The sequence below is a fragment of the Candidatus Hydrogenedentota bacterium genome, assembly GCA_035416745.1.
GTDB lineage: Bacteria > Hydrogenedentota > Hydrogenedentia > Hydrogenedentales > SLHB01 > UBA2224.
Genome location: DAOLNV010000064.1, coordinates 21,399 through 34,334 on the forward strand (window position 1 = coordinate 21,399; position 12,936 = coordinate 34,334).

Here is a 12,936-nt window from a genome sequence, read left to right on the forward strand (position 1 = left end):
GCCGGAGAATCCGTTCCGCCACGCCTTCGGCCTGGGCCGGCATGTTTCCGCGCCGCTGGCGCTGAAACACAAGACGGCGGCGCCGCTCTCATCTCAGCTGCTCAATGTGTTGAAATCCAGCCCAGTACCCGGAATGCCAAAGGGTATAGGTTACTTTGCTTCACATTATCCGAGGATTGGACGCGATTAGATGAAGGGTCTAGATCTGCAATGTCTTTACTGGTAAAATACCGTGCGTAAGGGGGTCATGAGCTCTGAGCGCACGCGGACGCGGTCGGCATTTCTCGCTCGAAGGGCTGGAGCGGGAAGCGGGAGGGAGACAATGAATACGTGTGCGTATTGTGAAGGTCCGGCCGATATACGGCGGGGCATGGGCGTAGATGCTGAGGTCTACTTGTACGCCTGTCCGCTGTGTCTGAACGTGTCTCTGTTGCGCAGCCAGCCCAAGGGGCTGTTGTCCGAGCGCCTGGAAACGGAGCCCGATATCCGGGAGATACTTCCCGCCGGCTCGATACCGTCAGAGATCCTTAACCGGCTGCGGAAAGCCGCCGACGATCTGCCTCTCCTGCCCGACGTGTGCCAGCGCGTCGTTTCGCTCGCGCACGATCCGTTATCGACGATGACAGACATCGCCGAGGCGATCAACCAGGACCCGGTCATTGCCACCAAGTTGTTGCGATTGGCCAATAGCGTGGCGTTTGGGGGGCTCCATGAAGTAACGAGCCTTGACCAGGCATGCGCGCGGTTGGGGGTGAGGGAGATTGTGCGGACGGTTCAGGCCATCGCGTACAGCGGGCTTTACCGGGCCGCCAAGCCGTCTCAGCGCGAAACACTGCAAGCTCTATGGCGTCATACAGTCGCCGCGTCGCAAGCAGCGTACGAAATCGCCCGTCAAAAGTGCCCGGAAGAAGCCGATGAAATGTTTCTGGCGGGCTTGCTTCACGACCTGGGAGCGGTCGTATTGATTAACATCATCGCGCGGAGCCCGGTTACGCTTTCCAGCCGCCTGCGAGAGGAGCCCGCAATCGCTCATGAGTTCGAAGTGAAGTACCATGCGTTGGCTGGCATTCACGTCGTTCTGGAACGGAACTTGCCGAACACCTTCGCGTTCACCACCTACTTTCACCCCCGTCCGCAGCACGTGCCTGTCCCGCAATGGCGCACGCCGGTGCTGATCGTGCGCATGGCGGAACGCGTTGCCGAGGCGTGCGGCTATGCATTCGACGGCGGCGACGAGCCCTTGAGGGCGGACGATCCCGAGGCTGCGGAGCTTGGACTGTCGTCCGAAGAGCTCGAGCGCGTGCAAACACGCGTCCACGAAGCGGTGGAGACGCTGCTCGATATCGTGGCCGCGTAGCTCGCGCGTTTCGGGAAGAACGGGGCTTTTTATTCCAGAAAACGGGCGCTTACGTCTCCCAGGGTGTCGTTATCGACATAGACCGCTGCCGGTTTACCGGGTTCCTCTATCCAAACGCGCAGGAGCCCTTCGCCCTCGGGAAGGGCGCATACCGCCGAGTTTCCCCCCGCCGCAAGCACGCTGATCATTTCGTTGTCTTGAATGGCTACGTGCATGGTGCCCGGGGCGGTCGACTCGCCGCGCTCGAAGGTGACCTCGTATAACCCGCCGCGTTCGACGCACACGGGCCATCCACGGGGTCTCTTGCCGGTGTTCGCCTGGTCCTGGTAGCGGCACAGGTGAACCGGGTTCTCGTGAGGCGAACCCAGGTGAATCCGGCCTGGGGCGAACCCGCGCGACGCTTTCACATCGTCATACCACGCGTCGTACGCGGATCTGAGGGCTGATGCGATTTCCGGGTGCGCGCCCGCCACGTTGTCTTGTTCGCCAGGGTCTTCCTCGAGGTCGTACAGCTCGAAGACGGAGGCCTTGCCGGCATCAAGACTTTCCTGACCGAAGGTGCCTGGGTTACACACCAGCTTGTAGCGGTTCGTAACCACGGCGGCGTTGTGGTAGCGCTCGGGAGAGAGCCCCCGGTGGCACTGGAGAAACAGACGCCTGTCTGACGGCGCCTTTTCCTGGCCGCGCAGCAGAGCCAGAAGGCTTACACCGTCCAGGACCGTCTCCGCGGGGGGGGCGGTTTTGCAGGCTTCGAGGATGGTCGGCGTCAAATCGATGTGGGCGGCTATCGAATCCAGTCTGCGTTTGCCCTTGAGGAACGATGGCCATTGCATGAAACAGGGGACGCGAATCCCGCCTTCGTACACACAGGATTTCAGTCCGCGGAGATTCGCCGTGTACCGTTCCTGCTGAGGGCCGTTGTCGCCGAAGAAGATCACCAGGGTGTTGTCGCGCAGGCCTTCGCGGTCCAACCAGCCCAGCAACCGGCCCACGTTTTCATCGATGTTGGTGATCATGCCATAGACATGGGCGGTGGCGTCGTCCAATCCCGCGGCCGCATACGGTTCAACATATTCGCGGGCAACCTCGAGGGGCACATGCGGCGCATTGGTGGCTATGTAGGCGAAAAAAGGCCGGGCGCGGTTGGCGGCGATGAATTCGCGGGCCGCTTCGAAGAAGATGTCGGTGCAGTAACCCTGTGCCTGGACGGGCGCCGCCCCGCGCCAGAGCTTGGGGTTCAGATAGCTGTTTGGCTTGTCCGGGGGCTGTCCGATGCCGCCGGACTTGTGCCACAGGCACGTGTCGAAACCCTGGTCCTGAGGACGCATGGGATAGTTGTCGCCCAGGTGCCATTTGCCGAACAGGCCCGTGGCGTATCCCGCGGAACGGAGCATTTCGGCAAGGGTGATTTCGTCGCCGTGCATCTTGGCTGCGCCCCATGCCGTGTGGATGACGCCCGTACGGTAATAGTGGCGGCCCGTAATGAAACCGGCCCGCGTGGGCGCACACACCGGGCAGCAATAGAAGCGGGAGAGGTCGATGCCCTCATCCGCGAAACGATCCAGATGCGGCGTGCGGATTTGGGCATTGCCGTGAACGCCCACGTCGCCGTAACCCTGATCGTCGGTCAGAATGACGATGACGTTCGGGCGCTCCCACGGTGCGTGTCTGGGCGCCGGCGCCCCGGGTGCAGAAATCTCCTCGGGCTTGTGCGCACAGTTCGCGGCCAAGACCCCGGCCCCGAGGCCAAGCCCTTTCAGGAACGTCCGTCGTGTAGGTCTGGACATGTCGGCCCTCTATGTGTGCATCCTGCCGCGGCGCGGTTTCCGCCCGCTGTGGCGCGGTTTCCCGACCGCGCCACTCTTGCGGCCGCAGGTCTTCACTCAAAGAACTGCGTCAGCCGTTGCCTCCCGCAGGGTTGGCTGTGGCCGCGCCCACTTTGGCGCGGCGTTCGCTCAATTCGCGCCAGCTGGTCAGGACGATACCCTCTTCCTCGATGGTCTTCTTGACGTCCTCATCGAGCATTATCTCGAGGTCTGCCAGGCGGGTATCGCCGGACACCGAGATGAACTCAAACGTTTCGCTGGGCTTCGTGCAGTGGACGATGATCTGCGTTACGCCGGGCTGAAGGTTGCGCAGCAGCTCGATGGTATTCGCCTTTTTCTCTTCGAAGGTCCTCCACCCATAGGTAGCGCCGTAGAGGTCGTCAATCACCGGTAGACCCGAATCCCATACGGATTTCGCGACCTCGCGAATCGCTGGGAACTGGTCGGCGAGATCGGCGTAATCCTGCTGGGCCAGCGTGCAATGGCCGCCGGGGATCATGACGGGAATGTGCATTTCTTTGCCGACCTTCACGTACGCGGCGAAATACTCCATGGTGGCGTAGACCGTGCCCATGTGGGTGTCGAGATGCGTAATGGGCAGCCCCATGGTCTTTGCGCGGTCGATCTGCGCGCGAATCTCCGCCTCGATCTCCTTGGCGGTGGCATGCTTGACGACAAGCTCGACGTTATCCCACAGGCAACCCTGCTGGTCCGCCAGGCCGGGCACAATATACTTGCCAGCCAACGGTCCCCAGCGGTAATTCTCCCACTCCGACGTGAGCGTGAGATGTAAACCGTTGTCGACATCGGGATGCTCGGCGCAGTACTTTGCGAATTCCGGCACCCAGGGGCAGGGCATCATCGTGCTCGTGGACGTGAGAACGCCTTTTTCGAATGCTTCGATGACGCCCATGTTCGAGTCGTGCGACATGCCCGCGTCGTCGGCATGGAAAATGAGCGCCTTGGCGCCTTTTTCCCATCCCAGCATTTCGGCGTAGGTGGGCTGGGCTTCGTCGGCGGCCCAGGCGGCGCCCAGCAGGCAACACGTGAATAGGGTCACAATGATGATCGATCTCATGGTCTCGGTGCTCCTTGGTTATTGGTTCCGAACGGGCGCTCATCATACGAACGCTCCGGTCACTTCCTTGGCTCATTCGGACGGTTTCCGGCCGCTCGCGGCCGTGAACGCCTCGAGCACGGCGGCCTTCATCCTGGCCCCTGCCTTTTGTCCCGATACGGCGTCCAGGACCACGATGTCGATGGCGCCGGGCATGCGTTCATAATAGTACGTCCAAAAGGGGCAGTAAAAGAGTTGACAATCCTGCGTCTCGAGAGGCGTGGGCCTGTCGCGGTGCCCGCGGCGCCGCAGCAACGACAGGGTGAGCTGGACGCGCCCCTTCGCTTCCGCCTCCTTGGGGCTCATCAAAGGGGGAAACAGGGCCTCGGGCGGGTCGCCTTCGTCCAATTCTCCCGCGAGCTTGACGAGCATGAACACGCCGGCATATGCGTCGATGGACATCTGCAGCCGGCCTTCGCTGCCGTCCGGCGCCTTGGCCCGGATCGTGAAGAGGTAATGGGGCATCCAGATCAGTTCGAGACGGGGAAGAACGCCCTGCGCGAGGCGCCTTCGGGGAAACAGGGGGCGAAGGAGCCGCCCCACCGCGCCGAACCTCCGTTTGCGAAACCAGCGCTCGGCCTGGGTTTCTGAAACGCGCGGGGGCACGACGTACACTTGCCTACTTGCCTTTGTTGTTCGAGTGACGGAGGCCGAGGCGCCCCATGGGGGTTACGGGGTTCTCGCCAGGCACGGTAACCGTGATGGAGGTGAAAGTCTTGAGAAGGCCGCCGGAAAGCGTACCGCGTGGGGCGTGTTCTTCATACAAGGTCATCTTGCGCAGCGTGCTCGTGGGTCCCGATTGAGTACCGTCTCTTCTCCGTTTCACAGCCGGTGTGCGGCAGCAAGGCCTTCGGGATGGCCGCGCACGCCGCCAGAAATACCGAAATGAGTATGGCAAATGCGCGCAGACGGCGTCAACCTGCCCACAGTCGATGGCATGGCGGTCGTTCAAAAAAGTTCAGCGTGAGTCTCGAGATGTTTCATAAGACTCATACGACCGATAGGACCCGGCGCGGCCGTTGGCCGCAACGAAACCCACGGCGCCGACGCGTGGGGCGCTCCCACCTGCTCGCGGCGCGTCAGGCCTGTGCGCGGATTTCGTTGACGAGCTCGAGCGCCCGCTGTGAAAGGCTCTGGGTCTGGTTAAGCACGTGCTTGCCGCGGCCATGGCGCAATTCGAGGCGCATATGGGTCAATTCGCGGGCGATCGGCAGGAGTTTCAGCCCGAGTTCGTGGGCGCGTTCGGTCTTGCCCTGGCCATGAAGGCGGCACAGGGCGCCGTCGCATGCGCACAGCGCCGCGCTCACCTCGATGATCCGGCTGCGCGCATCGCTGATTTCAGGATTCTCGTAGAGAAGGTCGAGAAGACGGTCGCGAGCCCGATCCGTGTGGGATAGCGCCTCGAGCGTATCGCCGCCGAGCGGCCCTTGGAGAAGTTGTTCAACGGGGCTGACGTCGATGCTGTATTGGCGGGCCAGGCGCATGTTTATGGCAAGTTGCTGCCGGTCCTCTTCCATCAGGCGGGCGGCGATGACATCGCGGAAGTGGGCGCATGACTCCGGCTTCGCTATCAACAGGACGTGGGATTGACCGGGGAACATCTCCAGATGCCGTTCAAGGGGCATCCTTTCCCACTCGCGATTCTGTATGAAGTCTGAGATGTCGTATACTTCATACTCCTCGACGAATGACTTGTTGATGCTGAGATTGATGGAGGCCATGCCGCGAATATCGTGGCTTACGAGGAAGACCATGCTGTAACCATCGCCCCGCAGCCGCGACGCCCGGATAAGGGGCACGCCATTGGGCAATCGGGCCTTCTCCTCGGACCGCAGGGTCATGGTGTAGGCGCCCTCGGGAATCGGTTCGGGGTGCGCGCCCAGCAACAGCGGAGCGACCGCGTTGACACGCTGCATGCGCTGATCGAGCTCCTGCCAGAGGTCGCTGAAAGTCAGGAAAGGTCCCGTAAGCGTCCGCTGACATGAGCCGCCGATCCAGACGGGCACGTTGTGAAACGCGTACGTAAAGAAACCGCGGGCGCCCGTGGCAAACGCTGAATTCACCATCAGCCGCAACTCGGGGCAGGTGGACCACTCGGGCGCGCCGCTGCCCCATACAAAGCCCGGGGCCACCACCCAGAACTGCTGTCCGCGGCTGAGTTTGAGATGGGTCTCGAGGACTTCGTGCACGCCCCACGAGTTGCGCGAATGAAAGTGATTGATGCCCATCGCCGCAAAATAGGGGGCGAGGAGCGCGAACTTGCCCGGGTCGCGCGTCGTGATCACGAAGGGGTGCTGGGGGTCGGCTTCGTAAACCAAATCGCGCACGGTGAGGAGTTTCTGGAAATCCTGTTCGCGCGGTTCGGTGTTAAGCCCCCACGCGAGAACGCCGGGAACATTCGCATTCGCCCGCACCAGTTCGTCGACGGTTTCCCGGAGAACATCCGGGTCGTCGGCCAGCGGCAGGCCGTACATAGGCACGAATTTGACGCCGTACTCGAGCGCGGCCGCATGCATTTCCTTCCAGTCTTCCTGGGTGAACCGTTCGGCGTTCTCGATAGCCACGCAATTCTGATGGTGGCGCACGACGTCTTCGAACAGCAGTTGCCAGTATTCGCTGATCGATATGCCGAGCGTCTGGGCGAGCCGCTGCGCCATCTCCGCATCCACGTGCACCCCCAGCGGGAGGAATTCGTTCAGTACAGAGGCTTGGGGAGGCGGGGCGGCGCTGGCGAGTTTTTCGGCGTCCCGTTCGCACGCTTGGGCCTCTTCGGGGGTCATGGCGCGAAACCGCACTTCGCGGATCTCGATGGATTCCGTAGCGCGCGCCGTCGAATACAAGCGCAGCACGAGCGCGTCGAGCTGCTCGGGGAAACCCCCGTGCTGGATCTTTCGCGCGACGATGCGCCAGCGCTGCGTAGGCTGGAGGGCGTCGAAGGCGAGTCCGCCGGGGTAGGTCCAGACGCAGGCGAGCCGCGCGTTCTGGCTTGTGCACCGGTACGTGATCTCCAGGATGGGAAACCGGTTGAGATCGATAGGCCACCGCTCGTCCCGCGCACCGAGGGTTCCAAGGGGCACCCAGTAGGACGGCGTATCCGACGGCAAGTGGTCAATGCGGCGCACGTCTTCGAATTTGCCTTTGAGCTCGACGGCGTGGTCCGCTCGGCTGCGCGAGACGGGAATGCGCAGCCATTCCGTAAACGCAGGCAGATCGGTGGTGGTCCAGTGCGCGAGATCGTCGGGTCCGAAGGCGATATGGTCCGTCTCTTCCCGTTTGGTTTCATCGGGTACGTACAGGATGGTTTTGAGGTATCCGGAATACTCATAGACCATGTGCCCGGTTCCTTCCTTGCGCCGAAGACGCGTTACGCGGCGCTGACGCGGGTTTTGCGGCGGCTCGAAAGAAACTCGTCGACAAACACGCCTATGAGAATCGCGCCGCCGATGACCACGTATTCCAGTTCGCTTGGGATATCCAAAATCGTTACCAGGTTAATCAACACCCGTATGAGGGCTGCGCCGATGACCACTCCCAATATGTTACCCGATCCGCCCCGTAGGCTGCAGCCCCCGAGGACCACGCCGGCGACGGCGTAGAGCTCGTAGAAATTCCCGAACGTTGCGGGGCCGATGGAATTGATGTTGAATCCGAACAGGAGCGCGCCGATACCGCAAATGAACGAGCACATGGTGTAGGCGAAGATCTTGAGCTGCTGCGTGCGAATGCCGCTGAACCGGGCGCTTTCCTCGTTGGCGCCCAAGGCGAAAATGTGCCGTCCGTAAGGCATGAAATGAAAGAATGCCGCCGTAATGATCGCGAACACGATGAATATGATGAACGGTACCGGCAATACGGAATCTTCGGCCGGAACGAAACCGTTGGCCAGCCAGTTCCAGACCGGGTAGGTTGTGGCCGACCCGAACCCCTGGGTGGCATCCTGGGCAATGACCCGCGCGAAGCCGCGGTAGAAGAACAGCCCGCATAAGGTCACCACAAAGGGCTGGATCCGGGCTTTCGTGATCAACACGCCGTGCCACAGGCCGATGAGGGCCGACAAACCCAGTACCAGCGGCATGACCACCCACGGACTCCGCCCCTCGCCCTTGTCGAGCAGGTAGGCCGCAAGCGTCGCGATGAGGGCCACCACGCTGCCCGCTGACAGGTCGATGCCGCCCGTGATAACCACGAACGCCTGCCCCAGGCTGAGTATGCCGAACAGCCCGATCAGCGGCAGCAGGCTCCGGGCGTTCTGGTGGGATAGGAAGTTGACGGTCCCGTTCTGGAAGTATTCCCAGAAGCATGCGATGATGATGAGGCCGGTGAGCAGCCCGGCAAGGCCCAGAACCTTTCTCACGATTTGCCCGTCTGCTCCTTGAGTTGCGCCCAGAACTCGTCAACGCTCTCCTGGGTGATGGTCTTCACCGGCACGATGATCCGCTGGTCCGCGGGAACGCGCGAGCGGTCGCCTTTGGCGAGGTCCACGAGCAGTTTCACCGACTGGTAACCGAACTCGAAGGGCTGCTGGACGATGGTTCCCGAGATATGCCCGTCTTTGACGCCCTGAAGCGTCTCGGCCTCTTCGTCGAAACAAACAATCTTGACCACGTCCAGCTTGCCCGCGGCGCGCACGCCGCTGAGGATAGCCGGGCCGTTGTAACTCCACAACCCGACAAGGCAATCGAGCTCAGGATGGGTAGTGATGGCGTCCTGGGCGTTGGCCTTGGCCTTCATGCGATCGGTCTCGTCGGTCCGCGTGTCGAGAATGGTGATGTTGGAGCCTTGGAGGGTGTCTTCAATGCCCTTCTTGCGATCCTGGGCGTTCTGGGCATCGAGGGTGCCCACGAACAGCATGATCTCGCCCCCGTCCGGCAGGGTCTTCTTAATGAGTTCCCCCGCGGCAACGCCCGCCTGGTAATTGTCCGTGCCGATATAACAGATGCGGTTGCTGTTTGGCGCATCCGAATCCTGCGTGACCAGGTTCGCTTTGGAAGCGGCTTCATTGAGCATGGCCGTCTGGTTCTCGGGGTCTTTGGGGCTGATGGCGATGCCCGACACGCCGCGGGTGATCAGGTCCTGCACGATTTGTTTCTGTTCCTGCGCGGTTCCCTGGGGCGGGATCTTGAACAGCACTTCGCAGCCGAGCTCTTTGGCTGCCTTGTCGGTGCCTGCCTGGGCGATTTTCCAGAAGTCCGAGGCGTTGTTGGTCACGAAGGCGACGGCAATCTTGCCTTGGCGCGCTCCTGCGCCGGTTCCGCCCGCCTGCTGCTGTTGGCCGCCGCATCCGCCGAGAATCACGGCTGCTGTCAGAAGACCCATCCCAAGCGTACGCATCGCTCGTCCTCCCCCAAGTTAAGGTCGCACCACACCGGAGCGTAAGTGTAGCGCGAATCCCGCGCCGGTGCAAAGCGCCGGAAACCATTGGCTTCTCGGGCAGATAACCCAGCGCGGAGCATCCGCGGCTGGAATCCGCATTGCTTTATCCTGCGATGATTGGCTACCGCGCTCCCGCAACGGCGGTCTCTGCCCCTCGTCCTCGTCTTACTGAACGCGCCAGACGTGGACAACGGGTTTGGTGTCGTCGGCGAAGGGTTCGAGGACATACAGGAGGTCGTGGATGCGATCGTAAGCGACGGCGCTGATGCGGAAACGGCGCTGGGCCCCCGTCCCGAGCATGTCTTCCTCGACGCGGCCGGGGTTGAGCAAAAGGCGGTCGTCGATGGTCACGCGGGCATAGGGTTGGGGCTCCCACGGTTTGGCCTCGCCGGACGCCACGCGGGCGAGGTCGTCGGGGTTGTACAGGATGAATTGGGCTTCCATGCGCGACGACCACCAGCCGCGGAAATCGTTGTGGTTGGCGCAGCCTTCGAGGTCGGCCCCGGCGCATGGGGCGCCGTCGGCGGCGCGGCACACGTTGAACTGGCCAACGAATTCCGTCTCGACGCAGGGCGATTCGGATCCCGCGGGGTTCACCCACCCGTACCAGTACTTGGCGCCGACGCCTTTGGTGCCCGCGAAAAGGACAGCGGATTTGCCGGTCGAGGTGGTCAGCCACGCGCCGCCCTCCCATTCATCGGCGTGCTGGTAGCCGCGCATGGCCAGGTTGACCACGTCTTCGCTTTCGCGCGAGTTGCGGTACAACAGCAGTGTCGTCTCTTTGAGACGCGTACCCGGCGCGGCGGGGGACCCGTCGTCTCCTATCCAAGGCAGGTAAGCGAACAGGGCAGGTCCCTGGCCGGACCAGCCGCCGTCGCGGTAGCGTCCCGTGGCGATGCGGCGCCCGCCCGCGTGCGCATCGGCCCAGTCTTTCGGGATCTCGAAGAGATAGCCGTTGACGCTGTACAAGGATTGGTTGCCGATGTACCACGGGCCTTTGGGATTCGGATTGGACAGGTCGGGGTCGATCCACGCATGTGTGGGCGCCTGAGCCGATGCGTCTTCATGACAGTGTTGTCCCCATGCAAGGTGAATCTTGGGTCCCGTGGCGGGCTCCGTGATGAGTTCCATGCCGATGCGCGGGATCTCGCAGTACTCCGTGAAAAGTCCCCGGGCCGCGTCGCGGAACGGTTGCAGAAACTCCGCCCGGGGAAGCGCGCCTGGGGATTTTGAAGCTACGGGTCGTGGGATCGAGACCTCGGCAATCTGGTTACCGTTGGGGAGCTCGCCGTAGGGCAGGCGCTCGTGTCCCATGATGAAAAGCGAGCCCGGGAACCCGTCGCCGCCGCCGGAAGGGTCGCCGGCCGGGTTGAACGTCATGGCGTTGCCGCCGTAGCCGAAGGTTTCGGGCCGTTCGCCGTCTCCAGGCAGCCGAAACGCGCCGAGATACGTGAAATCTCCGGGTGCAACGGCCGCAGTGGCCGCGCAGGCGGTCCCAGACGCCACAAACATGAGAACCGCCGCGATCGCGACGCCTGTCAAGAAACCTGTGTGGTTCATGACCTCTCCCCCGTACCCCTATCCCGCTGTGGATATGTTTGATGCGCGTATTGATGGCGAAACCAGTGTAGCACGGACGCAAGAGGCGAGGGATCAGAGACAGGCCACAATGACAGCGCCATCCATGCTGTTTGGGCCCGCGAGTGCTTCTCTCGGAACAATCATGCCGGCTCGGGCACCCATTGCGGGTGGTCGGCGCCGCGGCCGTCCAATCCCCTGGTAAGCTCGCGGGGATTGGACCCGTCCGAATTCGCGACCCAGATGGCCGGGACGCCGCCCGTTTCGGCCCGGCAAAACACGATTTGCGCGCCGTCCGGCGATTCGCTCTGCCGGAAATCCCATACCGGAGGGTCGGACCGCGTGAGGCGGACCGTTTCGCCGGTTTGAGGCTCGATCCGGCGGATCTCGGCCCCGCCGCGCGCGAGTTCCGGTTTGAAATCCCGGTTGAAATGGTCTACGTCGGGCCGGTCCGCCTGGAATTCCCACGCCACTTTCGAGCCCGGCAAGCGGTACGAGCAGAGGATGGCCCCGTCGTGGGTCCAGACGGGCACGTTCGAGCCGCCTCCGCGATTATCAGGGTTTCCGTACGTCGCGGCAAACCACAGGGCCTGCCCCTCCGTCAGAGAGCGGCGTTCCGACCCGTCTGGACGGCTCACGCACAGGTCCGACCAGTCATGGCCGGGATCCTGCTGATAGAGGCAATCCTGGAACGCGAGCCACTCGCCATCGGGCGACCACTGCGGGCAGAAATAGAGATGGTCGGGAGTGCTGGCGGCCAGGGTCCGGTTCCCGCCCTCGGCATCGCTGGTCCAGATTTGGTAGCCGGAAGGGCTGGCGAGATGATAGGCCACGCGGCGGCCGTCGGGGCTGAGGTCGAATCCGTACGGGACGCCCTCGCCCAGCCGGGTGAACTCGCGGGCGTCCGTCCCGTCAAGCTTCATGTTGAAGACCTGGGCGCCCTCATCGCGAACGACCTGCATGAGGATGCGCTCGCCGTTCAACAAGAGTTGGGGGGTGTAAAAGACGGCCAGCCGGTCCCGGGTGGCGATCTCCGTCAGGGATTCGTTCTCGAAGTCGTAGCTCCAGAGGCGGGTGAGGGTCTTGTGGTAATACTCGGCGAACGGTTTGCCCGGCCCGTCACGGCGCGGCTCCATGCTGAGAAACAGCATCCTGCGGCCATCGGCGAAGAAACCGCCCGGCTGCCAGGTCGCCTGCCCGGGCACATCAAAGTTAAACAGACGCTGACCGGAGCCGTCCGCTTTGATCAAGACAGTCTTGCCCTGCGACGTAAACAGAATCCGGCCCGGCTGCCGCATCCGGGCGGCACTCTGCTGCGCCCGCGCGATTCCAGCCGTACCCAGAACAAGCGGTGACAGCGCCGCCGTAAGAAATCCCCGGCGATTGAAAGACATGCTCACAGGCGCACCTCCCGCGCGTTATCTGCCGGATGCCAAGAGTACCGGGTAAGACGGAAGATTTTCAAAGCGGTGTGCCGGTCATTTGGGAGAACCGCGTTTTTCCCCAGCGCCAACCGCGCGGAACGTACAACCCACGATACCGTTGTCACCTCTTCAGCGCCGAAGGCGCGGAACGTACAACCCGCGATACCGTTGTCACCTCTTCAGCGCCAAAGGCGCGTGACATACAACCCACGATACCGTTGTCATCTCCTCAGCGCCAAAGGCGCGGAACATACCAGCCTT

10 protein-coding genes are annotated in these 12,936 nt (G+C 62.6%); 2 read left to right on the forward strand and 8 right to left on the reverse strand.

Annotated elements, in window-relative coordinates; all coding sequences use genetic code 11:
• Together PLJ71_16685 and PLJ71_16690 are read left to right on the forward strand one after the other, a co-directional pair.
• Positions 1–190, forward strand: a 190-nt coding sequence (locus tag PLJ71_16685) for a hypothetical protein (protein HQM50326.1), incomplete at its 5' end; no start/stop codon positions are given.
• Positions 191–322: 132 nt separating this feature from the next.
• Complete coding sequence (locus tag PLJ71_16690; GenBank protein HQM50327.1) at positions 323–1,357, forward strand: HDOD domain-containing protein; 1,035 nt, start codon at positions 323–325, stop codon at positions 1,355–1,357.
• Positions 1,358–1,386: 29 nt separating this feature from the next.
• Here PLJ71_16690 and PLJ71_16695 read toward each other — a convergent pair whose 3' ends face one another.
• The 8 genes from PLJ71_16695 to PLJ71_16730 form a co-directional block, all read right to left on the reverse strand.
• A complete protein-coding gene (locus PLJ71_16695; protein HQM50328.1) occupies positions 1,387–3,144 on the reverse strand; it encodes an arylsulfatase in 1,758 nt (585 codons plus the stop codon).
• Between the two features lie 109 nt (positions 3,145–3,253).
• Positions 3,254–4,261 carry a polysaccharide deacetylase family protein gene (locus PLJ71_16700; GenBank protein ID HQM50329.1) on the reverse strand — a complete coding sequence of 336 codons (1,008 nt, stop codon included), beginning with the start codon at positions 4,259–4,261 and terminating at the stop codon, positions 3,254–3,256.
• A gap of 72 nt (positions 4,262–4,333) precedes the next feature.
• Entirely contained in the window at positions 4,334–4,915 is a 582-nt protein-coding gene (locus tag PLJ71_16705) for a hypothetical protein (GenBank protein HQM50330.1), read from the reverse strand.
• Positions 4,916–5,379: 464 nt separating this feature from the next.
• Positions 5,380–7,632, reverse strand: a complete 2,253-nt coding sequence (locus tag PLJ71_16710; protein HQM50331.1) for a hypothetical protein — start codon at positions 7,630–7,632, stop codon at positions 5,380–5,382.
• 32 nt (positions 7,633–7,664) lie between these two features.
• Complete coding sequence (locus PLJ71_16715) at positions 7,665–8,654, reverse strand: ABC transporter permease (GenBank protein ID HQM50332.1); 990 nt, start codon at positions 8,652–8,654, stop codon at positions 7,665–7,667.
• Positions 8,651–9,631, reverse strand: coding sequence for a sugar-binding protein (locus PLJ71_16720; protein HQM50333.1), 981 nt, complete (start codon positions 9,629–9,631; stop codon positions 8,651–8,653). Before PLJ71_16720 ends, PLJ71_16715 begins: the two co-directional genes overlap by 4 nt.
• A gap of 207 nt (positions 9,632–9,838) precedes the next feature.
• A complete protein-coding gene (locus PLJ71_16725) occupies positions 9,839–11,233 on the reverse strand; it encodes a hypothetical protein (GenBank protein ID HQM50334.1) in 1,395 nt (464 codons plus the stop codon).
• Positions 11,234–11,394: 161 nt separating this feature from the next.
• Positions 11,395–12,645 carry a serine/threonine protein kinase gene (locus PLJ71_16730; protein HQM50335.1) on the reverse strand — a complete coding sequence of 417 codons (1,251 nt, stop codon included), beginning with the start codon at positions 12,643–12,645 and terminating at the stop codon, positions 11,395–11,397.
• Positions 12,646–12,936: the final 291 nt, after the last annotated feature.

What these genes read in the sequence shown, in the direction of transcription:
- PLJ71_16690 (HQM50327.1), top strand. Translation starts at nt 323, where the DNA reads ATGAATACGTGTGCGTATTGTGAAGGTCCGGCCGATATACGGCGGGGC.
- PLJ71_16695 (HQM50328.1), bottom strand. Translation starts at nt 3,144, where the DNA reads ATGTCCAGACCTACACGACGGACGTTCCTGAAAGGGCTTGGCCTCGGG.
- PLJ71_16700 (HQM50329.1), bottom strand. Translation starts at nt 4,261, where the DNA reads ATGAGATCGATCATCATTGTGACCCTATTCACGTGTTGCCTGCTGGGC.
- PLJ71_16710 (HQM50331.1), bottom strand. Translation starts at nt 7,632, where the DNA reads ATGGTCTATGAGTATTCCGGATACCTCAAAACCATCCTGTACGTACCC.
- PLJ71_16720 (HQM50333.1), bottom strand. Translation starts at nt 9,631, where the DNA reads ATGCGTACGCTTGGGATGGGTCTTCTGACAGCAGCCGTGATTCTCGGC.
- PLJ71_16725 (HQM50334.1), bottom strand. Translation starts at nt 11,233, where the DNA reads ATGAACCACACAGGTTTCTTGACAGGCGTCGCGATCGCGGCGGTTCTC.
- PLJ71_16730 (HQM50335.1), bottom strand. Translation starts at nt 12,645, where the DNA reads ATGTCTTTCAATCGCCGGGGATTTCTTACGGCGGCGCTGTCACCGCTT.